Here is a 20,520-nt window from a genome sequence, read left to right as displayed (position 1 = left end):
TCAGGCCTTGGCCGGCTCGGCCGCCGCCGCGACGTTGCGATCGCCGGGGCGGAGCGAGCCGCTGAGCAGCAGGCTGAGGAGCAGAACCGGGATTAGGAACATCAGTCCGGCGCGGATGCCGAGGAATTCGGCGAGGCCGCCGATCACTAGCGGGCCGGCCAGGAAGCCGAGAACGTAGATCGCCGAGAGGATGGCGACGTTGCCGGCCGGCGTGCCGGGGATCGCCGTGACGGCGGTGACCGCCATCGGGAAGGCGACGGAAATGCCGAGCCCGATCATGCCGAAGGCGACGGCGCCCATCCAGAAATCGGTGGCGACGGAAATCACCAGGGCGCCGCCGAGGGCGATCGACACGAAGAGCCGGCCCAACACCACCATGCCCAGGCGTTTGCGCAGCGTGTCGCCCATGAAGCGGCCGGCCGACAGCAGGGCGGCGAAGGTGGCGTATCCGTAGCCGAGCATGGCGGTCGGCGTGCCCGTCTCGTCTCTCAGGAAGATGCCGGACCAGTCGCCCATCGCTCCCTCCGTGACGGCGAAGCCGACGCTGAACAGGCAGACGAGCAGCAGGCCCTTCGGCGGAATGGCGAAGAAGGACGGCGACGGGGTATCGTGGGCCGCCTTGGCCGGCCCGACCACCGGCAGGCGCAGGCCGGCCCAGACGGCGACCGGCAGCACGACCACCACCGACAGGACCAGCGCCTCGGTGACCGTCAGCCCGAGGGTGGCGAGCGTGGCGCCGAGGAAGCTGCCGACGCCGATGCCGACGCTCCAGCAGCCGTGGCAGGTGCTCATGATCAGCCGGCCGGCTTCCTTCTCGATGCGCGCCGCCTCGACGTTCATGGCGAGCTCGGCCAGCGCCAGCAGCGCGCCGCAGAAGAAGAGGATCAAGAACAGCGAGGGGATGTCGAAGGCGAGCCCCGGCAGCGACAGGATCAGCAGCATGCCGGCGAAGGTGTAGATCAGCAGGTTGCGCGCGCCGACGGCATCGCAGATCCGGCCGGCAAACGGCAGGATCAGGAGATTGGACACCGGCATGCCCAGGAGCGCGAGCGCCAGTTCCGCCGGGCTGAGGCCGAGGCCGGCCTGCACCTCGGGAATGCGCGACAGCCAGTTGCCGAAGACGAGCGGATCCAGGAAGAAGATCAGCATGATCAGGCGGACTTGGGTCATCGGGTCACCAATCTCAGAATCGATTCAAGCGAACATCTATCGCCAATATCGATCATTCGCCAGACGGTGAAAGCGCGCTGACCGGCGATTTCGCCATGTTCGCCCGGAGCGTGGGCCGGATATGTCAGGAGGGTGACCGCGGCGCGATTGGCGTTGCTCAGTCGATGGCGATGATGACGTGTCCGGCGTCGAACAGGGCGACGGCGGGCGCGCCTTCCCTGAGCGCCAGCGTTTCGGCCGAGCGGGCGGTGATCGAGGCGGTGAGCGACTTGCCGCCGCCGACGTCGAGCACCACTTCGGCGTTGACCGCTCCCATCTCGATGCGGGCGATGCGGCCGGCGACGCGGTTGGCGACTGAGACGGCCGGCGGTTCGGTGCCGGGGGCGATCATCACGAAGGGCGCCTTGATGAGCACGATCGCCTCGCGCCCGACGACGAGGCCGAGATCCCTGAGGCTGCCGGCGGTGACGGTGGCATGGATGACGGTCTCGTTCGACACGGCCACCGCGACGTCGGCGTTCAGGGTGTCGGCGTCGATGGAGACGATGGTGCCGCGAAGGACGTTGCGCGCCGAGGTTCGCATGAAATAGCCCGAGAAGAGGTTGAGGGGGGAAATGCCGCTGCCGACGAGGTCCGGCTCGATCAGGCGGACCACGCGGGCCATCTCCGCTTCCATGCGGCGATAGGCCTCGATCACCTTGGCGCCGGCCGGCGTCAGCGTCGCGCCGCCGCCGGCCCGGCCGCCGGTCCGCGTATCGAGCATCGGCTGGCCGAACAGGTTGGCGAGGGCGTCGAGCCAGTCCCAGGCCGCCTTGTAGGTGATGCCGACCGCCTTGGCGCCGGCCGAGATGCTGCCCTCGCGGGCCACCGCCTCGAGGAGGCGGATGCGGTCGCCGTTGACCGACGACGGGCCGTCGCTCCTGAGGGTGATCGAGGCATTGATCGGCATCGCGGGCCCTTCCATCATTGCGGCCGGCTGACGTGCGTGGCGGTCGGCCGGCCGCCACGTTCTAGCCCGGCGGGGCGGCGAGGGGAATTCCCGAGCCTATCCGGCGGCGAGCGCGTTTCTCAGCCGGCGGATGACCTTGCCGCGCGCCTTCTCGTCGGCTGCCTTGCCGATTTCCGCCTGGATGTCGAGCAGCAGGCTCTGGAAATCGTTGTGCCAGTCGGTATGGCCGGCCTGCCTCGGATCGATGCGCGGCACCCTCGCGGTGTCGACGATCTCCACGGCGGCGGCATGGCCGAGCCGGTAGGAGGCGTCGAGGCGCGGATCGACGAGGCGCTCGCGGGGCACGCTGTCGGCAAGCCGCGCCCTGAGTCCGTCGATGGCCATCTCCTCGCCGTGCACCATGAACACGGTGCCGCCGACCGGCAGGCGCTTCCTGAGCCAGGCGGCGAGCTCCGGTCCGTCGGCGTGGCCGCTGTAGAGGTCGAGCTTGCGGATGCGGGCGCGCACCTCGATCTGCTCGCCCTTCATGCGGACCACCGGAGCGCCGTCGGCGAGCAGCCGACCGAGCGTGCCGGCCGCCTGGTAGCCGACCAGCAGCACCGTCGCCTCCGACCGCCACAACCAGTTGCGCAGCCGGTGGCGGATACGGCCGGCCTCGCACATGCCGGACGCCGAGATGACGATGTGGAAGCCATGCATCTGGTCGAGCGCCATCGACTGCTCGACGCTTTCGGTGAAGCGGACGTGCGGCGAGGCGAAGGCCCGCAGCAACAGGTCGCCGTTGTCGAGCGTGCGGGCGTAGGCGCGGAAGATCTGGCTCGCCCGGTTGGCGAGCGGCGAATCGATGATGACGGGGCAGGGCGGCAACTGGCCGGTCTCGAACAGATGGACGAGGTCGGCGAGCAGTTCCTGGGTCCGCTCGACGGCGAAGGAAGGGATCAAAAGGACGCCGTCGGGATTGATCGCCGCCTGCACCTCGGCCCGCAATTCCGCCCGGCGGCGGGCCTCCGTCACTTCCAGGCGGTCGGTATCGCCGTAGGTGGATTCCATCACCACGTGGTCCCAGCCGGCCGGCGCCTCGGGATTCGGCTGCAGCAGCTTGTTGTCCGGCCCGAGGTCGCCGGAGAACAGGATGCGCACCGGCCGGTCGCCGCCGGCCGTCTCCATCTCGATCGACGTCGAGCCGAGCAGGTGGCCGGCGTTCCACAGGCGGAAGCGGATGCCCGGCGCCGCCTCCCGCCAGTCGGCGAGCCGCGTCGGCCGCATCAGCTTCACCGCCTCCATGGCGTCGAGCAGCGTGTAGATCGGCGTCACTTCCTGCCGGCCGCGCCGCTTGTTGCGGCGGTTGAGCTGCTCTACTTCCATTTCCTGGATGTGGGCCGAATCGGGCAGCATCACCTTGCAGAGGTCGATGGTCGGCGCCGACGCGAAGATCGGGCCGGTGAAGCCGTCTCTCACCAGCTTCGGGACGAGGCCGGAATGGTCGATGTGGGCGTGCGTCAGGATCAGCGCGTCGATGGCGCGCGGATCGAATGGAAAGGCGCGATAGTTGAGCTCCTTCTCGGTCTTCGATCCCTGGAACATGCCGCAGTCGATCAAGACCCGGTGCCCGCCGGCTTCGATCATGTGACAGGAGCCGGTGACGGTTTCGGCGGCGCCGTGGAAGGTGATGACGGGCTGATCGGACATTGTGAAGCACCTCGGAAGGAACGGCCGGCCAGCGTGCCGACGCTTCCATACTGGGGTCTTCGGCCGGGTTGGCAAGGGCGGCCGGCTGCGTCTTATGACCAATTCCGGCCGATCAGGCTTTACGGAGCCTTAGCCTCCGTGTGGAAAAATGGGAGACTGTGGCGGAAGTTTCCGCCCGCACGAGGATGACGACATGGCGACCGCCACCCGAATCGACCGCGACGAAGCGGAGCCGAAGGCCGCGCCCGTGCGGCCGAGCCGCATCGCCCATCTGCCTTTCCCGCTGTTCTCGGCGCCGATGGGAATCGGCGGTCTCGGTCTCGCCTGGCGCGAGGCGACCGCCCATTTCGGGGTGCCGTCCTTCCCGGGCGAGGCGCTGCTGTCGGTGGCGGCGCTGGTCTGGGCGTTGCTCACTCTTCTCCATATCTGGCGGGAGATCCGCCATCCGCGGGCGCTCATCGCCGATCTCGGCCATCCGGCGCGCGCCGCCTTCGCCGGAGCCTTCACCATCGGCCTGATGATGATCGCGGCCATGCTGATTCCGACGCAGCCCGGCGCCGCCTTCTGGGCGTGGACGGTGGCGGTGGCGCTGCATCTTTTCGTGGCGCTGTTCACCGTGCGCGGCCTGATGCTGACGCCGCGCAACGACCCGATGTCGCTGATGCCGCCGACGCTGATCCCGCTGGTCGGCATGCTGCTGGCGCCGGTGTTCGGCGTCCGGCTGGGCCTCGTCATGCCGTCGTGGCTGCTGTTCGGCATCGGCATGATCTTCTGGCTGACCGTGCAGCCGCTGCTGTTCCAGCGCATCGCGGCCGGGCCGGCCTTTCCCGAGAAGCTGAAGCCGACGCTGGTGATCTTCCTGGCGCCGCCCTCGGTCGCCTTCCTGTCGCTGGTGGCGCTCGAAGGCAAGGTCGACTGGCCGGCGCTGGCGCTGTTCGGCTATGCCTCGTTCCTCGCCGTGGTGTTCCTCACCATCCTGCCGCGCTTCCTGAAGGCGCCGCTGGCGCTGTCCTGGTGGAGCTATACCTTCCCGGCGGCGGCCTTCACCGTGGCGCTGTTCACGCTGGTGCGCGCCTATCCTTTCCCCTTCGCCGACTGGCTCCTGTGGGCGCAGCTCTCCATCGCCTCGCTCCTAGTGCTGGTGGTGGTGCTGGCGACGCTGCTCGGGCTCGCCAACGGCAAGCTGCTCGTTTCCGACTGAGCCGCTATGTCGAGGCGATTGGCCGTTGCCTCTAGGTAATTGAACGGATAAGGCTGCGGTGGCCGACAGGCCTTTCCGGAGCCCTTCATGGTCAAGTCCATCATCATCGATACCGATCCGTCGCCCGACGATGCCGTCGCCTTCCTGATGGCGCTCGGATCGCCCGGGGAACTCGAGCTTCTGGCGATCACCACGGTCGGCGGCAACGTGCCGCTCCACCACACCACCCGCAACGCCCTGAAGGCGCTGGAACTGGTGGGGCGGACCGCCGACGCGCCGGTCTACGCCGGCGCCGCCGGGCCGATGGTGCGGGCGCTCGAGACGGCGGAATACGTGCATGGCGCGACCGGCTTCGAGGGTTACGACCTGCCCGATCCGGTGGCGACGGCGGCGGACGGCTTCGCGCCCGACAAGATCGTCGAGCTGGTGATGTCGCGGCCCGAGAAGTCGGTGACGCTCTGCTGTCTGGCGCCGCTCACCAACATCGCGCTCGCCATGGCGCGGGAGCCGCGGCTCGCCGGGCGCCTCGAGGGCATCGTGCTGATGGGCGGCGCCCGCTCGGAGGGCGGCAACGTCACGCCGGCCGCCGAATACAATATCTACGTCGATCCCGAAGCGGCGAAGAAGGTGTTCGAGTGCGGCGCGCCGATCGTCATGATCCCGCTCGACTGCACCCACACGGCGCTGACCAAGAAACACCGCCTCGACAAGCTGCGCGCCATGGGCGGGCCGCACATGGAGGCGTTCTACCACCTGCTCGAGTGGAACAAGCGCTTCGACGAGAAAGCCTGGGGCATGGACGGCGGTCCGCTGCACGATCCGACCGTCACCGCCTATCTCCTGAGGCCGGAGCTGTTCAGGGGGCGCCTCGTCAACGTCGAGATCTCCTGCGACGAGCTGACGCGCGGCATGACCGTGGTCGACTGGCATTCGGTGACCGGCCGGCCGAAGAACGCGCTGGTGCTGACCGAGATCGACGCCGACGGCTATTTCGACCTGGTGATCGAGCGGCTCCACGCGGCCCGCAAGGGCTGAGGCGGAAGCATCCCGCCGCCTTGGCGGGTTCGGTACTGACGAGCTCTAGCTCCGATCGCCCCGGGAGACGAGCAGCCCATCCGGGTCGTCCGGGGCCAGATCGCGCTCCTGGAGCATCAGCTTGGCCAGCGCGTCGGCGTCCATCGGCCGACCGAGGGCGTAGCCTTGCAGCGTCTGGCAGCCGAGTTCGGCCAGCACGTCGGCCTGTTCCAGTGTTTCGACGCCCTCGGCGACGATGCCGATGCCTTGCGTCCGTCCGATCTCGACGATCGAGCGGATGAGCTGGCGCTGGGCGAACGAAGTGGAGACGGCGGCCGTGAGCTGGTGGGCGATCTTGAGGCGGTTCGGCTGCAGCCGCATCAGGCTGACGATCGAGGCGTAGCCGGTGCCGAAATCGTCGATCTCGATTTCGATGCCGAGCGCCTTGAGGCGCTGGATGTTTTCCGAGACGACCTCGTCGCTGTCGTCGAGGTAGATCGCCTCGGTGAGCTCGAAGGACAGCGCGCCCGGTCCGATCGCCATTGTCGAAAGCGTGTCGACGAGGCGCTCATCCCTGAGCCGGCCCATCGACACGTTGACGGCGATCCGCGGCACCCTTATGCCCGCGGCGATCCAGCGCAGACGGTCGGCGAGGGCGGTCTCGAGAACCAGATGATCGAGGACCGGCAGCGCATTGATATCCTCGGCCACCTTGAGGAAGCGGGCGGGCGGGACCACCCCGTCCGCCGGATGGTTCCAGCGCGCCAGCGCCTCGATGCCGACCATCGCGCGCGTCCGGGCGTCGAATTGCGGCTGGTAGTGGGCGGTGAACTGCTCCTCCTCCATGCCGGTGAGGATTTCGTCGGCAAGGCATTTGGCGCTGACCACCTCGGCTTCCAGCGCCGGCGTGAAGAACTCGAAGCGATTGCGCCCGAGTTTCTTGGCCCGGTAGAGGGCGATGTCGGCGTCGATCAGCAGCTTGGCCGGCTGGTTGTCGCCGGGGCCGGAGCAGGCGATGCCGATCGACAGGCCGCTGCGGCAGCGAAGCTCGCCGAGGTCGATCGGGTGGCGGAAGCCGGCGATCAGGGCCTCGGCAAGCGCGCGGGCGAGCCCTTCCGGCTCCTCGCTGATGCAGACGGCCACGAACTCGTCGCCGCCGATGCGAGCCACGATGTCGCCGGGCCGGAACACGGCGCGCATCAGGCCGGCGACGTGCCGGAGCAGGCGATCGCCCACCGCATGCCCGTAGGCATCGTTGACCTGCTTGAAGCGGTCGAGGTCGATATGGAGGACGGCGATCCGGCCGGCAATCTCCGGCGCGCCGGACTTCAGGTCGCCGAGATGGTCCATGAGATAGCGGCGGTTGGGCAGGCCGGTCAGCTCGTCATGCAGCGAGGTGTGCCGGACACGGCGGTTGGCCTCCTCGAGCTGATGGTTGCGGGCCTCGGCCAGCCTCTTGGCTTCCCGCAGCTCGTCGAGATTGCGCCGCCGTTCGGCGTAGAGATGGCTGGTGACGAGGATCGGCAGCACGACCATGGCGCCGATGAGCACGATCATCAGGCGGAAGACGGCGTTGTTGGGCGGTGCCGGCCAGCCGCCCCTCGGCGTGGCGGCGAGCTGCCAGGTGCCGCCGGGAATGTTGACCGTCGTGCTGAGCGGATTGCGGGCCAGCACGTCCTCCGATCCGAAGAAGATCTCGCCGGCCGCGCCCTTGCCGTCGCGTCCGCGCATGGTCAGGTCGAGATCGAAGTCGGTGGTGGTAATGCCGCTGTTGGCGTAGAGGCGATCGATGTCGATCACCGCCGACACGATGCCCCAGAAGACGGGACGCCCTGCGGGTTGATCGATCAGCACCGGAAAGCGGCCGACGATGCCGATCCCCCCTTGCACCAGCTCGAGGGGGCCGGCCATGACGAGCTGGCCGGTTTGCCTCGCCCGGAAGGCGGCGTCGCGCTGGTTGGGGGTCCGGGCATAGTCGAGGCCCATCACCTTCTCGTTGCCGGCGAGCGGGTGGACCATGCGGACCACCATGTCCGGCGCGGCGGCCATCAGGCGAAGATCGGAGCCGGTTGCCAGCAGGTGCTCGACGAGCGTGTTGAACTCGGCCTCGCCCAGGGTCGGGCGGGTGGCGAAGGCCGCCACGACGCCGCGGCCGATCTGGATGTCGCGGCTGATGTTGCCCTCGAGGCGGGCCCGGATGACCGACAGGCGATCGGCGACGGCCGCCCGGGCATGCTGTTCGAATATCTGGTGGTTTTGATGGTCGGCGAGCAGGCCGAACAGACCGACCGCGACGAGCGTGATCAATGCCGGCAGGCTGGCAGGCCGAAGAACCCACCCGTTCACGCGCCGCAGAACCCGAAGCAGCCGGCCAGGCGCCATCACTTGCTTCCCAGAAGGAGTCGTTATTGCCGTATAAGCCAGATTTTCCTTGTGTAATTGTTACTTCCGAAACAAATACGTCTTCCGGTTGGTGGCGTCGGACTCCTGCCCGGGCCCGTTGCCGTCAGCCGAGCCAGCCGGCGAGATCGGCGAGCGCCCGGCGGCAGATCGCCTGCCGCTTGGCGATGGTCTTCTCGTTGCCGCGCAGCCGCCGGCCGGGCTCCTTCGGAATTTCCACCGGCGGGAAAAGTCCGAAGTTGACGTTCATCGGCTGGAAGGAGCGAGGGGCTCCCTCGGTTTCCGCCGAGATGTGGCCGCCGGTGATGTGACCGAGCAGGGCGCCGAGGGCGGTGGTCGGCGGCGGCGGAGCCGCGGTCGAGCCAAGCCGTTCGGCGGCGGCGAAGCGGCCGGCCAGCAGGCCGATCGAGGCCGATTCGACATAGCCCTCGCAGCCGGTCACCTGGCCGGCGAATCTGAGATGTGGCGCCGCCTTGAGGCGGAGCACCGGGTCGAGGAGGCGCGGGCTGTCGAGATAGGTATTGCGGTGGAGGCCGCCGAGCCGGGCGAACTCGGCCTTTTCGAGCCCCGGAATCATGCGGAAGATATCGCCCTGGGCGCCGTATTTCAGCTTCGTCTGGAAGCCGACCATGTTGTAGAGCGTGCCGAGCGCATTGTCCTGACGGAGCTGGACGATGGCATAGGACTTGACGGTGGGATTGCGCGGGTTGGTCAGGCCGACCGGCTTCATCGGTCCGTGGCGCAAGGTCTCGCGGCCGCGCTCGGCCATTACCTCGATCGGCAGGCAGCCGTCGAAATACGGCGTCTTCTCGAAATCCTTGAATTCGGTCTTGTCGCCGGCGATGAGCGCGTCGACGAAGGCCTCGTACTCATCGCGGTCCAGCGGGCAATTGATGTAGTCGGCGCCGGTGCCGCCGGGACCGGGCTTGTCGTAGCGCGACTGGAACCAGGCCTTGTCCATGTCGATGCTGTCGAAATGGACGATCGGCGCGATGGCGTCGAAGAAGGCGAGCGACGCGGCGCCGGTCCTGGAGCGGATGGCCTCGGCGAGCGCCGGCGAGGTCAGCGGGCCGGTGGCGACGATCACGCTGCCCCATTCCTCGGGCGGCAGGCCGTCGACCTCGTCCTCGACGACGGTGACCAGCGGATGGGCGCGCAGCGTCTGGGTGACGTTGTCCGAGAAGCCGTCGCGGTCGACGGCCAGCGCGCCGCCGGCCGGCACCTTGTTGGCGTCCGCCGAGCTCATGACCAGCGAACCGGCGCGGCGCATCTCCTCGTGCAGCAAGCCGACGGCGTTGTTCTCATGGTCGTCGGAGCGGAAGGAGTTGGAGCAGACCAGCTCGGCGAAGCCGCCGGTCTTGTGCGCTTCGGTGCCGCGACGCGGCCGCATCTCGTGAAGCACGACCGGAATGCCGCGGGAGACGATCTGCCAGGCGGCTTCCGAACCGGCGAGGCCGGCGCCGACGACGTGAATGGGGGCGGGGGTCTGTTGGCTCATGGCGGGGGGGATAGCACGTCCCGCCGCCGCGTGCAGCGCTTTTCCCGATGCTCGGCGGGAGAGGCGGGCGACCGATCGGCATATCCCGAAAATGCAAACGCCCACCGGGGGAGGAGATCCGGTGGGCGCTGCAATTTTCTGTAGACGGCATGGGAGGAGGTATGCCGCTACAGCTAACCTGCGATGCGGGAGGAGGAGCATCGCAGGACGGTCACAGCAAGGGAGGAGGATTGCTGCGACCAAACCGACGTTGCCCAGGGAGGAGGAAGGGCAGGTCGGTACTCACAAAAGCGGCGAAATGGTCCAGGGAGGAGGAGAGGACCATCATCGCCTAAGGGAAAGATGGGGGAGGAGGACCATCTTTCCAAGACACCGGCCGGAGGGAGGAGGAACCGGCAGGGTGTCTATCAGGGTCGCCGCGGAACTGGGAGGAGGAAAGTTCGGCGGGCGAGCCTAATCTCGTGGGTTCAGAGCGTGGCCTTGCGGGCGACGTTCGAGATTTCACCGCGGGAGATGCCCAGGTCGGCAAGCTCGCGGGTGCTCAGACGGGAGAGCTCGCGATAGGTCTCCTGGTACTTGCGGTAGGAGCGGAGCTTGTTGACAACGGTATCCAGCATTTCGTTCATCCATTCGGGTTGTGAGGCGCTGCGCTCTTCAGTCTTTCGTCTGCTGCGCTTCGCTCTCGACACCCAGACATTTAGGCGAACGAGCCATGCGGGGCTAGAGGGGGTCCTGCATGTCAGGAATGCAGTTTTCGCGCGGCAGCATTTGTGCCCTGGAGAGCCATCCCCTTCGACGTCGAAATGCGGCTAAAATACGACTTTAGACGATGGGTCGGTCGCCGATTTGCCGCTATTTGGGGTAGATGAGGGATTTTTTGAGGTGATATAATCATAAATCAGCCAATGATGCATTGCAGCATAAACCTGCGCTAAAACCCACCGAAAGAAATTTTGAATGCCATGGGATGGTTATGCGGGGAGGGTTTGAGTTTGGAAGGTCTCAAAAATCTCTACGTAGATGCCCCAATGGTCCTGAATCGGTTTTGCCCGGGGCGTCCTTGGTCGGCGGATCGCGCTTGAATCGTTTTCCGCGTCGGCCCGCGCCGCCATGGACGATCGCCCGGTTTTGACAGCGATGTCATGGATGATGCCGTTGACGACAAGGAGGGCGGGAGCAGGGCCGGCGCGCTTGGCCGATGCCGGCGCCGCCCGTGTTCCTTCCAGGTCGGGGCGCTGCCTGAAATCGGCGGCTTATTTCTCGACGGAGACGCGTACCGCCGACGGGCCGTATTGCCGGACCAGGGCGAACAGCAGCTTGGCGTTGTCGGGGTGCAGGCGGACGCAGCCATGCGAGGCCGGCTTGCCGAGCCGCGCCACATAGGGCGTCGCATGGATGGCGTAGCCCTCGTAGAAGAAGATGGAGTGCGGCATCGGCGCGTTGTCGTATTTCCGCGAGTGCCACATGACGTGCATGCGATAGGGCGTCCAGAAGCCGGTCGGCGTCTTGTAGCCGCTCCTGGCGGTCGAGACCTTCCAGACATGGGCGACCTTGCCACGCACCAGCACGGTCATCCTTTGCCTGGAGAGATTGACCCGCACCATGACTTTGGGGCCGAGGGCCTGGCGCGTCGCGGGACCGCTGCCGAGGGCTTCGGCAATGTCGGCGGCCGGCGGCAGCGTCATCGCCAATTCGCCGGCGTGCCCGCCCGCCGGCAGCGATGGCCGCATCGGGACGTTGTCGAAACTCGGGTCGCCGCTGGTGGCCGCTTGGGCCGGCAAGGCGGCGGCCAGGCACAGGGACAGTCCCAACAGGGTGAAGACGCGATACATGACATCCCCCGTAAAGATGCCGCCCACTATTGCACGCAAGCGTTAATTGATTATGGTTATCATCGTTTTCGCGGATTTCAGGGCTTTTTAGCAAAGTTATCGAGGGCCGGATGCCGGCATGGCCTCGTCGGCTCTCCGATCCGCCACTGCTCGTCTCCAGCGTCGGCATTCGGCCGCCACCGGTCATCCAGGGAGCCGGGAATGTCCATTTTTCTCGCAGGTCTCGTCCTGTTCATCGGCATGCATTCGATCTACATCCTGCTTCCCGGCGTGCGGAGCGCGGCGATCGCCCGTATCGGCCACAACCCCTGGCGCGGCCTCTACTCGCTGGTCTCGCTCACCGGGCTCGTCCTGACGATCTACGGGTATGGTCTCGCCCGGCAGGATCCGGTGCCGCTGTTTGCGCCGCCGCCCTGGGCGCGCGATTTCGCCTTCGTGCTGATGGCGGTGGCTCTGCCGTTGCTCGTCGCCTCCTTCTTTCCGGTGCCGACGCGCATCGGCCGTTTCGTCCGCCACCCGATGCTGATGTCGGTGACGCTCTGGTCGCTCGCCCATGCGCTGGCCGTCGGGACGCTCGCCGGCGTGCTGCTCAGCGCCGTATTCTTCGTATGGACGCTGGCGGCCCGTTTTTCGCTGATCGCCCGGCCGATGACGGCGGCGACGGCGGCTCCGCCCGAACCGACGAGCGACTGGATCGCCGTGGCGATCGGTCTCGCCATCTGGGCGGCGTTGCTGTTCGGGCTGCACGACTGGCTGATTGGCACGCCGCTTCTGTGAAGGGGCTCGCGGCGCCTGCATGAAGAGGTGGCGCCGTGGCAAAAAAGGCTGTAAACGGCGTCAATGAAATGCGCCGGCCCGGGTTGGCGCAAGCCGTGCCCATGGGCTGCGATCGACGCGATCGCCGGCCGATAGTTGGATGGAAGATGCCTGATATTTTCGACGAAGTCGGCGATGATCTGCGCCGCGACCGGTTGACGGGCCTGTGGAAGCGCTATGGCTGGGTCCTGTATGTGGCGGCGGGTCTCATCGTCGCCGGCACGGCCGCCTGGCGCGGGTATGACTATTGGGCGACCAGCCGCGCCAACGCGGCGGGCGACGCCTATTCGCAGGTGCTGGCCTCGGCCAAGGCCGGCGACCACAAGGCGCTGGCCGAGTCGCTCGCCGTCTACGCCGGCGGCGCGCCGTCGCAGTATCAGGTGCTCGCCCGCTTCCGCGCCGCCTCCGAGCACGCGGCGATGGGCGAGACCGACAACGCGCTCGCCGCCTTCGAGGATCTCTCCAAGGCGTCGGGCGTCGACCGGGCCTTCCGCGATCTCGCCGCCGTCCGCGCCGCGCTGATCGCCGTCGACCGGGAGAATCTCGATCAGATCAAGGCGCGCGTTTCCGGCTACAACAACGACATTTCGCCCTGGCGCCACGCGGCGCGCGAGATTATCGCGCTCGCGTCCGTCCGCGCCGAGGACTGGAAAGGCGTCAGCGAGGAGGCCCGCAAGCTGACCGACGATCCGGCGACGCCGTCGGACGTGCGCGCCCGGGCGCGCATCCTGCGCGACCTCGCGATCTCCGAGGCCGGCGACCTCGACAATGGAGCGGCCGGATGACCGCTCTCCTGCGTCTTTCCTCGGCGGCATTCGCGCTGGCCGTCGCCGCGGCGCTCAGCGGCTGCGGCTCGGATTCGGCGATGGATTCGCTGTCGTCGCTCAATCCCTTCAAGAAGGACCAGCCGGTGGCCGAGGGCAACCGCACCTCGATTCTGGCGGTCTCCGATCCGACGCGCGGCATCACCAACGGCCGGGCGACCATCGGTGCGGCCACCGCACTGGCCGCCTGGTCGCAGCCCGGCGGCACGGCGACCAACGATCCCGGCAACGTCGCCGGCGCCCTGCAGGGCGTGCACTACTGGTCGATGAAGGGCGGACAATCGGGCTTCGGCAGCGGCATGATGGGCCTTTCCACCAGCAAGGGACGCGGCATCTCGGCGCGGCCGGTGGCGGCCGACGGCGTGGTCTACGTCTATGATGCCGCCGGTGTCGTTTCCGGCTTCAAGGTGGCCAACAGCGGCGCCACCTGGCACGTCGGCGTCTATCCGGCCGGTGCGCGCGCTTCGGTGGGCGGCGGCGGCCTCGCGGTGACGGGCGGCCGCGTCTACGCGGCGACCGGTTACGGTGAACTGCTCGCCATCGATGTCGCCACCAGTTCGATCGCCTGGCGGGTAAAACTCGACGCGCCGGCCCGCTCGGCGCCCGCCGTCGGCGGCGGCAAGGTTGTCGTCACCGCCCAGTCGGGCGTCGTGCAGGCCTTCGACGCCGCAACGGGCGCCGCCGGCTGGCGGGCCTCGACCGAGGTCTCGGGGGCGGCGCTGCTCGGCGCCGGCAGCGCGGCGATCTCCGGCGACACGGTGGTGGTCGCCGGTTCGGCCGGCCAGATCCAGGCCTTCGACATGGCGACCGGCAGCCAGAAATGGCAGGCGTCGATCACCGGCGGCAGCTCGATCTCGGCGATCACCGGTCTGCGCGACGCCTCGGCAAGCCCGGTGATCCATGGCGACGCCGTCTATGCCACCGGCATCGGCGGCGCGCTGGTCGCTCTCGACCTCAAGACCGGCGACGTCCGCTGGCAGCAGCCGATCGGCAGTGCCGAGACGCCCATCGTCTCCGGCGGCAGCCTGTTCCTGATCGACCTCGAGAACCGGATGATCGCCGTCGACCTCAAGACCGGCAAGGTGATCTGGGCGCAGACGCTGCCGCTCAAGCCGTCGTCGAGCCGCAAGGGGTCGTGGGCCGGGCCGGTGATGGCCGCCGGCACGCTGTGGGCGACGTCCAACGACGGCCGCATCGCCTCGGTGGACGCGGTGACCGGCGCGCTCGGCGTCAATACGGAAATCGGCTTCAGCGGCGCCATCGCGCCGATCCTGAGCTCCGGCAAGATGATGGTTCTGGCCGGAGACGGTACGCTCATCGCCGTGAACTGAACACGGCGCCATAAGAAAACGGACGGGCGGCGGCGGATCGGCTGATCCGGCGCCGCAACGTCTATTGAAGGAAGTCTCGACCATGTCCGCGCAACCGACCGTCGCCCTCGTCGGCCGCCCGAATGTCGGCAAGTCCACGCTGTTCAATCGCCTCGTCGGCAAGAAACTGGCGCTGGTCGACGACACGCCCGGCGTGACGCGCGACCGCCGCGTCGGCAACGGCCGCCTCGGCGATCTCACCTTCCAGGTGATCGATACCGCCGGCCTTGAGGAGGCCGATCCGGATTCGCTGGCGGGCCGCATGCGCGCCCAGACGGAAACGGCGATCCGCGACGCCGACGCCATCCTGTTCCTTTACGATGCTCGGGCCGGCATCACGCCGCTCGACAAGCATTTCTCCGACATGATCCGTCGCATGGACCGCGAGGTGATTCTGGTCGCCAACAAGGCCGAGGGGCGTGGCGTCGAACCGGGTCTGATGGAGGCCTACGAGCTCGGCCTCGGCGAGGCGATCGCGGTCTCGGCCGAGCACGGCGAGGGCATGGCCGACCTCTACGACGCGTTGCGCGAGGCGCTGGAGGGGCGTCTAGGCTTCGCCGAGCCGGAGAGCGAGGAGGCGGTGGTCAACCTCGACGTCGACGAGGAGGGCAATCTCGTCCGGCCGCAGGAGCAGCGGCCCTTGCGCGTCGCCGTCACCGGCCGGCCCAACGCCGGCAAGTCGACGCTGATCAACCGCATGATCGGCGAGGACCGGCTGCTCACCGGCCCCGAGGCCGGCATCACCCGCGACTCCATCTCGGTCGACTGGGTGTGGCGCGACCGGGAGGTGAAGCTGTTCGACACGGCCGGCCTCCGCCGCAAAGCACGCGTGCAGGAAAAGCTCGAAAAGCTGTCGGTGGCCGATGCGCTCAGGGCCATCAAGTTCGCCGAGGTGGTGGTGGTGCTGCTCGACGCCACCATTCCCTTCGAGAAGCAGGACCTGCACATCGTCGACCTGATCGTCCGCGAGGGCAGGGCGCTGGTGATCGGCCTCAACAAGTGGGATCTGGTCGAGGATCGCGCCGCCAAGCTCAGGGAGCTGCGCGAGGAATGCGAGCGGCTGTTGCCGCAGGTGCGCGGCGTCGAGCTGGTGACGCTGTCCGGCCTCAACGGCCAGGGCATCGACAAGCTGATGCAGGCGGTGGCGCGCGCCTACGACGTCTGGAACACCCGCATCTCCACCGGCCGGCTCAACCGCTGGCTGACCGGCCTCATCGAGCATCACCCGCCGCCGGCCGTCGCCGGCCGCCGCCTGAAGATCCGCTACATCACCCAGGCCAAGACGCGGCCGCCGATGTTCGTCATCTTCGGCTCGCGCCCCGAGGCGATGCCGGAGAGCTACATCCGTTATCTCGCCAACGGCCTCCGGCAGACCTTCGACATGCCGGGCACGCCGATCCGCGTGCAGATGCGCTCGGGCGGCGACAACCCCTATGACAAGAAGGATTAGCCGGGCGGTCACTTCTCGGTGACATCGATGCGAGACCGTTGAAATCCCTATCGATGCCGAGCGAGTGTCGTGGCTCGTCCCGGGCGTTTCCGACACTTGCGAGTGCCGGCTTCGCCGCGGGTGTTGCTTCTCCCCGGGGATTCCCATCATGCTGCTTGAAAAGCTCAACTGGCGCTACGCCACCAAGAAGTTCGATCCGGCGCGCGCCGTGCCGCAGGACAAGGTCGACCTGATCGTCGAGGCGGCCCGCCTCGCTCCCACGTCGAGCGGCCTGCAGCCCTACGAGCTGTTCGTCATCACCAATCCGGACGTCAAGGCGAAGATCCTGCCGATCGCCAGCGGCCAGGCGCAGGTGGTCGACGCCTCGCATCTCCTGGTCTTCGCCGCCTGGGACACCTACACGGCCGACCGCATCAACGACGCGTTCGACTTCGTGATCGCCGAGCGGAAGCTCGACGGCGAACCGCTCGCCAACTGGAACGCCTACCGGCAGCGCCTGCTGACGGCCTATGTGCCGCGCGACGCCCGCACCAACTTCGAGCACGCCGCCCGCCAGGCCTACATCGGCTTCGGCCTCGCCATCGCCGAGGCGGCCATGCTGGACGTGGATGCGACGCCGATGGAAGGCTTCGACGCCGAGGCGCTCGACGCGTTGCTGGGCCTCGGGGCGCGCGGTCTCAGGTCGGTCACCATCCTGCCGCTCGGCTATCGTCAGGCCGACAAGGACTGGCTGGTGAACCTCAAGAAGGTGCGCCGGCCGAAGGAAAAGTTCGTGACCGAGATTCGCTGACGCGATCGTAAATGGCGGCGCCCGTCCCTCTTTCGGAGGGCGGGCGCTTCGTTTTCGGGCGAAGTTTTGCAAAGCTTTCCGGACGGCCGGGGAACGCCCACAAAAAGCCCGAATAATCTGTTGATGGAAAAAGATAAATTTGTTCCGGGCGATGCCTGTTGACGGGCGTTCCATTGCATGGCTTCCGCCGCCAGAATCGGCTAGAACGAAGCATATCTGGAAGACCCGGTCGCATAGGACCGCGCGTTGTCCGATCGGACGACGCGGCCTTGAAGACAATCCCCGCCACCTTCAGGTCATTCGGCCGGACGGCGGAGTAGTTCAGGAAGTTGAAGCCATTGGCTGACGAGACGAAGACACCAGACGGCCCCGAGCCGACCGACATCAAGCCGGTATCGCTCATCGAAGAAATGAAGCGCAGCTATCTCGATTACGCCATGAGCGTGATCGTCGCTCGCGCGTTGCCGGATGTGCGCGACGGCCTGAAGCCGGTGCACCGCCGCATTCTCTATTCGATGAGCGAGAACGGCTACGACTGGAACAAGCCGTATCGCAAGTCGGCGCGCGTGGTCGGCGACGTCATCGGTAAATACCATCCGCATGGCGACAGCTCGATCTATGATGCGCTGGTGCGTCTGGCCCAGCCGTTCTCGATGCGGTTGCCGCTGGTCGACGGGCAGGGCAACTTCGGCTCCATCGACGGCGACAGCGCCGCGGCCATGCGATACACCGAGGTGCGCCTCGAAAAGGTGGCGCAGGCGCTGACCGACGATCTCGACAAGGATACCGTCGACTTCAATCCCAACTACGACGGCTCCGAGCGGGAGCCGTCGGTGCTGCCGGCGCGCTTCCCCAATCTGCTGGTCAACGGCTCCGGCGGCATCGCCGTGGGCATGGCGACCAATATTCCCTCGCATAACCTCGGCGAGGTGGTCGACGCCACCATCCGCCTGATGGACAACCCGGACATCGACATCGAAGAGCTGATGGAGGTCATTCCCGGTCCGGACTTCCCGACCGGCGCCATGATCCTCGGCCGCTCCGGCATCCGTCAGGCCTTCATGACTGGCCGCGGCTCCGTCATCATGCGCAGCCGCGTCGCCATCGAGCAGATCCGCAAGGATCGCGAGGCGCTGATCGTCACCGAGATTCCCTATCAGGTGAACAAGTCGGTGATGGTCGAGAAGATCGCCGAGCTGGTGCGCGAGAAGCGCGTCGAGGGCATCGCCGACCTCCGGGACGAAAGCTCGCGCGACGGCATCCGCGTCGTCATCGAGCTGAAGCGCGACGCCGTCGCCGACGTGGTGCTCAACCAGCTCTACCGCTTCTCGCAGTTGCAGACGTCGTTCGGCGTCAACATGGTGGCGCTGAACGGCGGCCGGCCGCAGCTGATGAACCTCAAGGACGTGCTCTCCGCCTTCATCGCCTTCCGCGAGGTGGTGGTGACGCGGCGCACCCGCTTCCTGCTCGGCAAGGCGCGCGACCGGGCGCATGTTCTGGTCGGTCTCGCCATCGCCGTGGCCAACATCGACGAGGTGATCTCGGTCATCCGCAACGCGCCCGATCCGGGCGCCGCCCGCGAACAGCTGATGACCCGCCGCTGGGCGGCCGCCGACGTCGAGGCGCTGATCCGTCTCATCGACGATCCGCGCCACGAGATGAACGAGGACGGCACCTACAACCTCTCCGAGGAGCAGGCGCGCGCCATCCTCGACCTTCGTCTACAGCGCCTCACCGCGCTCGGCCGGGACGAGATTTCCGAAGAGCTCAACCAGCTCGCCGAGGAGATCAAGGGCTACCTCGCGATTCTCGCTTCGCGCGACCGGGTGCTGGAAATCATCCGCAACGAGCTGATCGAGATCAAGACGGCCTACGCCACGCCGCGCCGCACCGAGATCGTCGAATCCGACGCCGACATGGAGGACGAGGACCTGATCGCCCGCGAGGAGATGGTGGTCACCGTTTCCCACGAGGGCTACATCAAGCGGGTGCCGCTGTCGCAGTATCGGGCGCAGAACCGCGGCGGCAAGGGGCGTTCCGGCATGGCGACGAAGGAGGAGGACTTCGTCACCCGCCTGTTCATCGCCTCGACGCACGCGCCGGTGCTGTTCTTCTCCTCGCGCGGCATCGCCTACAAGCTGAAGGTCTGGCGCCTGCCGCTCGGCACGCCGCAATCGCGCGGCAAGTTCATCAAGAACATCCTGCCGCTGCAGGACGGCGAGCGCATCACCTCCATCCTGGCGCTGCCGGAGGACGAGGCAAGCTGGGCCGACCTCGACGTGGTCTTCGCCACCCGCCTCGGCACCGTTCGCCGCAACAAGCTTAGCGACTTCGCGCAGGTCAACCGCAACGGCAAGATCGCCATGAAGTTCGACGACGAGGCCGACGGCATCATCGGCGTCGAGACCTGCACGGAGGACGACGACTTCCTGCTGGTGTCGGCGCTCGGGCAGTGCATCCGCTTCCCGGTCGGCGACGTGCGCGTCTTCAAGGGACGCGATTCCACCGGCGTGCGCGGCATCTCGCTGGCCGATGGTGACGAGCTGATCTCCATGACCATCCTCCGCCACTTCAATGCCAGCCCGGCCGAGCGCAGCGCTTTCCAGAAGCAATGGGCGGCCGAGCAGCGACTGGCCGGCGACGAGGAGGCGGATGTCGCCGACGAGGCGGTGGTCGATGACGCGGAGGAGGAGGGTAACGGCAACGGCATCGACGCGCTGCCGCCCGAGCGCTTTGCCGAGATGATGCTGGCCCAGCAGTTCGTGCTGACGGTCAACGAGCAGGGCTATGGCAAGCGCTCGTCGTCCTACGAGTTCCGCACCTCCGGCCGCGGCGGCAAGGGCATCAAGGCCACCGATCAGTCGAAGCTCGACGAGATCGGCAAGCTCGTCGCCGCCTTCCCGGTGGAGGCGACCGACCAGATCATGCTGGTGTCCGATGGCGGCCAGTTGATCCGCGTGCCGGTCGATCAGATCCGCATCGTCTCGCGCGCCTCGAAGGGCGTCCGCATCTTCAATACGGCTGAAGACGAGAAGGTGGTGTCGGTCGAGCACATCTCCGACATCGGCGAGGAAGAGAACGGCGCCGAGGAGTGATCCCGGCGCCGGCACGGCTCTATTCGAAAAAGTTAGGGCGCAAGACGTTGGCCAAACGTCTTGCGCCCTTGCCGCATCTTGAGCGAGGCGCGCGGGAGCCTCGTTTGTCCGCCGCTTTCGGCGTCAGTCGACGATGGTGAGACCGGCCGCCACGGTGGTAACCGTGACGACGGCGCCGGTCTGCGCCTCCCGGGCGCACACCTTGAGGCCGTCGAGCGTTTCGACGGCGCAGTGGCCGATGTCCGACACCTGGTCGCCCCGTCCGACGTCCGGATAGATGGGCTCCGTGGCGCCGATCGACAGAACGGCAGCCGAAAGCCCGGCCATGACGAGGGCCATCTTCCTCAAACGCAGTACACGATGCTTCGTCATGTCAGTCCGCCTTCCTGTGCGAGACCTGCTGTGAGGAACAAGTTTCGGGC

At 67.3% G+C, this 20,520-nt stretch carries 16 protein-coding genes; 8 read left to right on the top strand and 8 right to left on the bottom strand.

Features of this window, described 5'->3' with window-relative positions:
- The 3 genes from CJ014_RS16285 to CJ014_RS16275 all read right to left on the bottom strand — a co-directional run bounded on the left by CJ014_RS16285 (nucleotide 1) and on the right by CJ014_RS16275 (nucleotide 3,808).
- Nucleotides 1-1,170: an MFS transporter gene (locus CJ014_RS16285; RefSeq protein ID WP_100081543.1), complete on the bottom strand. Its 1,170-nt coding sequence runs from the start codon at nucleotides 1,168-1,170 to the stop codon at nucleotides 1-3.
- A gap of 157 nt (nucleotides 1,171-1,327) precedes the next feature.
- Entirely contained in the window at nucleotides 1,328-2,119 is a 792-nt protein-coding gene (locus tag CJ014_RS16280) for a TOBE domain-containing protein (RefSeq protein ID WP_100081542.1), read from the bottom strand.
- Between the two features lie 96 nt (nucleotides 2,120-2,215).
- Complete coding sequence (locus tag CJ014_RS16275; protein ID WP_100081541.1) at nucleotides 2,216-3,808, bottom strand: MBL fold metallo-hydrolase; 1,593 nt, start codon at nucleotides 3,806-3,808, stop codon at nucleotides 2,216-2,218.
- Nucleotides 3,809-4,001: 193 nt separating this feature from the next.
- Between CJ014_RS16275 and CJ014_RS16270 the strand changes: the two genes are divergently transcribed.
- Complete coding sequence (locus CJ014_RS16270) at nucleotides 4,002-5,009, top strand: SLAC1 anion channel family protein (protein WP_165790867.1); 1,008 nt, start codon at nucleotides 4,002-4,004, stop codon at nucleotides 5,007-5,009.
- A gap of 87 nt (nucleotides 5,010-5,096) precedes the next feature.
- Nucleotides 5,097-6,044, top strand: coding sequence for a nucleoside hydrolase (locus CJ014_RS16265; protein WP_100081539.1), 948 nt, complete (start codon nucleotides 5,097-5,099; stop codon nucleotides 6,042-6,044).
- 45 nt (nucleotides 6,045-6,089) lie between these two features.
- On the opposite strand, the gene CJ014_RS16260 is transcribed toward CJ014_RS16265, so the two are convergent.
- The 4 genes from CJ014_RS16260 to CJ014_RS28345 form a co-directional block, all read right to left on the bottom strand.
- Nucleotides 6,090-8,369 carry a putative bifunctional diguanylate cyclase/phosphodiesterase gene (locus tag CJ014_RS16260; RefSeq protein WP_165790866.1) on the bottom strand — a complete coding sequence of 760 codons (2,280 nt, stop codon included), beginning with the start codon at nucleotides 8,367-8,369 and terminating at the stop codon, nucleotides 6,090-6,092.
- Nucleotides 8,370-8,529: 160 nt separating this feature from the next.
- Complete coding sequence (gene trmFO, locus CJ014_RS16255; RefSeq protein ID WP_100081537.1) at nucleotides 8,530-9,921, bottom strand: methylenetetrahydrofolate--tRNA-(uracil(54)-C(5))-methyltransferase (FADH(2)-oxidizing) TrmFO; 1,392 nt, start codon at nucleotides 9,919-9,921, stop codon at nucleotides 8,530-8,532.
- A gap of 467 nt (nucleotides 9,922-10,388) precedes the next feature.
- Entirely contained in the window at nucleotides 10,389-10,538 is a 150-nt protein-coding gene (locus CJ014_RS16250; protein WP_084633142.1) for a DUF1127 domain-containing protein, read from the bottom strand.
- Nucleotides 10,539-11,174: 636 nt separating this feature from the next.
- Nucleotides 11,175-11,753, bottom strand: coding sequence for a L,D-transpeptidase (locus CJ014_RS28345; RefSeq protein WP_100081536.1), 579 nt, complete (start codon nucleotides 11,751-11,753; stop codon nucleotides 11,175-11,177).
- A gap of 201 nt (nucleotides 11,754-11,954) precedes the next feature.
- On the opposite strand from CJ014_RS28345, the gene CJ014_RS16240 reads away from it, so the two are divergent.
- From CJ014_RS16240 to gyrA, 6 genes are all read left to right on the top strand, one after another.
- On the top strand, nucleotides 11,955-12,530 hold the full coding sequence (locus tag CJ014_RS16240) for an NnrU family protein (RefSeq protein ID WP_100081535.1): 576 nt from the start codon (nucleotides 11,955-11,957) through the stop codon (nucleotides 12,528-12,530).
- A gap of 146 nt (nucleotides 12,531-12,676) precedes the next feature.
- A complete protein-coding gene (locus CJ014_RS16235; RefSeq protein WP_165790865.1) occupies nucleotides 12,677-13,354 on the top strand; it encodes a tetratricopeptide repeat protein in 678 nt (225 codons plus the stop codon).
- Nucleotides 13,351-14,724, top strand: a complete 1,374-nt coding sequence (locus CJ014_RS16230; protein WP_100081533.1) for an outer membrane protein assembly factor BamB family protein — start codon at nucleotides 13,351-13,353, stop codon at nucleotides 14,722-14,724. Before CJ014_RS16235 ends, CJ014_RS16230 begins: the two co-directional genes overlap by 4 nt.
- Before the next feature lie 82 nt (nucleotides 14,725-14,806).
- A complete protein-coding gene (gene der / locus CJ014_RS16225) occupies nucleotides 14,807-16,213 on the top strand; it encodes a ribosome biogenesis GTPase Der (RefSeq protein ID WP_100081532.1) in 1,407 nt (468 codons plus the stop codon).
- A 148-nt stretch (nucleotides 16,214-16,361) separates the two neighbouring features.
- A complete protein-coding gene (locus tag CJ014_RS16220; protein WP_100081531.1) occupies nucleotides 16,362-17,003 on the top strand; it encodes an NAD(P)H-dependent oxidoreductase in 642 nt (213 codons plus the stop codon).
- A 338-nt stretch (nucleotides 17,004-17,341) separates the two neighbouring features.
- Nucleotides 17,342-20,098 (top strand): DNA gyrase subunit A, encoded by a 2,757-nt coding sequence (gene gyrA, locus CJ014_RS16215; RefSeq protein WP_100081530.1) that lies wholly within the window; start codon nucleotides 17,342-17,344, stop codon nucleotides 20,096-20,098.
- Between the two features lie 123 nt (nucleotides 20,099-20,221).
- On the opposite strand, the gene CJ014_RS16210 is transcribed toward gyrA, so the two are convergent.
- On the bottom strand, nucleotides 20,222-20,470 hold the full coding sequence (locus tag CJ014_RS16210) for a hypothetical protein (protein WP_133121869.1): 249 nt from the start codon (nucleotides 20,468-20,470) through the stop codon (nucleotides 20,222-20,224).
- Nucleotides 20,471-20,520 lie beyond the last annotated feature (50 nt).

Origin of the sequence: Pleomorphomonas carboxyditropha (genome assembly GCF_002770725.1) — a bacterium.
GTDB lineage: Bacteria > Pseudomonadota > Alphaproteobacteria > Rhizobiales > Pleomorphomonadaceae > Pleomorphomonas > Pleomorphomonas carboxyditropha.
The sequence above is the reverse complement of the archived record's forward strand: the minus strand, read 5'-3'. Positions and strand labels throughout refer to the sequence as shown.

What these genes read in the sequence shown, in the direction of transcription:
- CJ014_RS16250 (WP_084633142.1), bottom strand. Translation starts at nt 10,538, where the DNA reads ATGCTGGATACCGTTGTCAACAAGCTCCGCTCCTACCGCAAGTACCAG.
- CJ014_RS16285 (WP_100081543.1), bottom strand. Translation starts at nt 1,170, where the DNA reads ATGACCCAAGTCCGCCTGATCATGCTGATCTTCTTCCTGGATCCGCTC.
- CJ014_RS16210 (WP_133121869.1), bottom strand. Translation starts at nt 20,470, where the DNA reads ATGACGAAGCATCGTGTACTGCGTTTGAGGAAGATGGCCCTCGTCATG.
- CJ014_RS28345 (WP_100081536.1), bottom strand. Translation starts at nt 11,753, where the DNA reads ATGTATCGCGTCTTCACCCTGTTGGGACTGTCCCTGTGCCTGGCCGCC.
- CJ014_RS16270 (WP_165790867.1), top strand. Translation starts at nt 4,002, where the DNA reads ATGGCGACCGCCACCCGAATCGACCGCGACGAAGCGGAGCCGAAGGCC.
- CJ014_RS16230 (WP_100081533.1), top strand. Translation starts at nt 13,351, where the DNA reads ATGACCGCTCTCCTGCGTCTTTCCTCGGCGGCATTCGCGCTGGCCGTC.
- CJ014_RS16220 (WP_100081531.1), top strand. Translation starts at nt 16,362, where the DNA reads ATGCTGCTTGAAAAGCTCAACTGGCGCTACGCCACCAAGAAGTTCGAT.
- CJ014_RS16280 (WP_100081542.1), bottom strand. Translation starts at nt 2,119, where the DNA reads ATGCCGATCAATGCCTCGATCACCCTCAGGAGCGACGGCCCGTCGTCG.
- der (WP_100081532.1), top strand. Translation starts at nt 14,807, where the DNA reads ATGTCCGCGCAACCGACCGTCGCCCTCGTCGGCCGCCCGAATGTCGGC.
- CJ014_RS16265 (WP_100081539.1), top strand. Translation starts at nt 5,097, where the DNA reads ATGGTCAAGTCCATCATCATCGATACCGATCCGTCGCCCGACGATGCC.
- CJ014_RS16235 (WP_165790865.1), top strand. Translation starts at nt 12,677, where the DNA reads ATGCCTGATATTTTCGACGAAGTCGGCGATGATCTGCGCCGCGACCGG.
- CJ014_RS16240 (WP_100081535.1), top strand. Translation starts at nt 11,955, where the DNA reads ATGTCCATTTTTCTCGCAGGTCTCGTCCTGTTCATCGGCATGCATTCG.
- CJ014_RS16275 (WP_100081541.1), bottom strand. Translation starts at nt 3,808, where the DNA reads ATGTCCGATCAGCCCGTCATCACCTTCCACGGCGCCGCCGAAACCGTC.
- trmFO (WP_100081537.1), bottom strand. Translation starts at nt 9,921, where the DNA reads ATGAGCCAACAGACCCCCGCCCCCATTCACGTCGTCGGCGCCGGCCTC.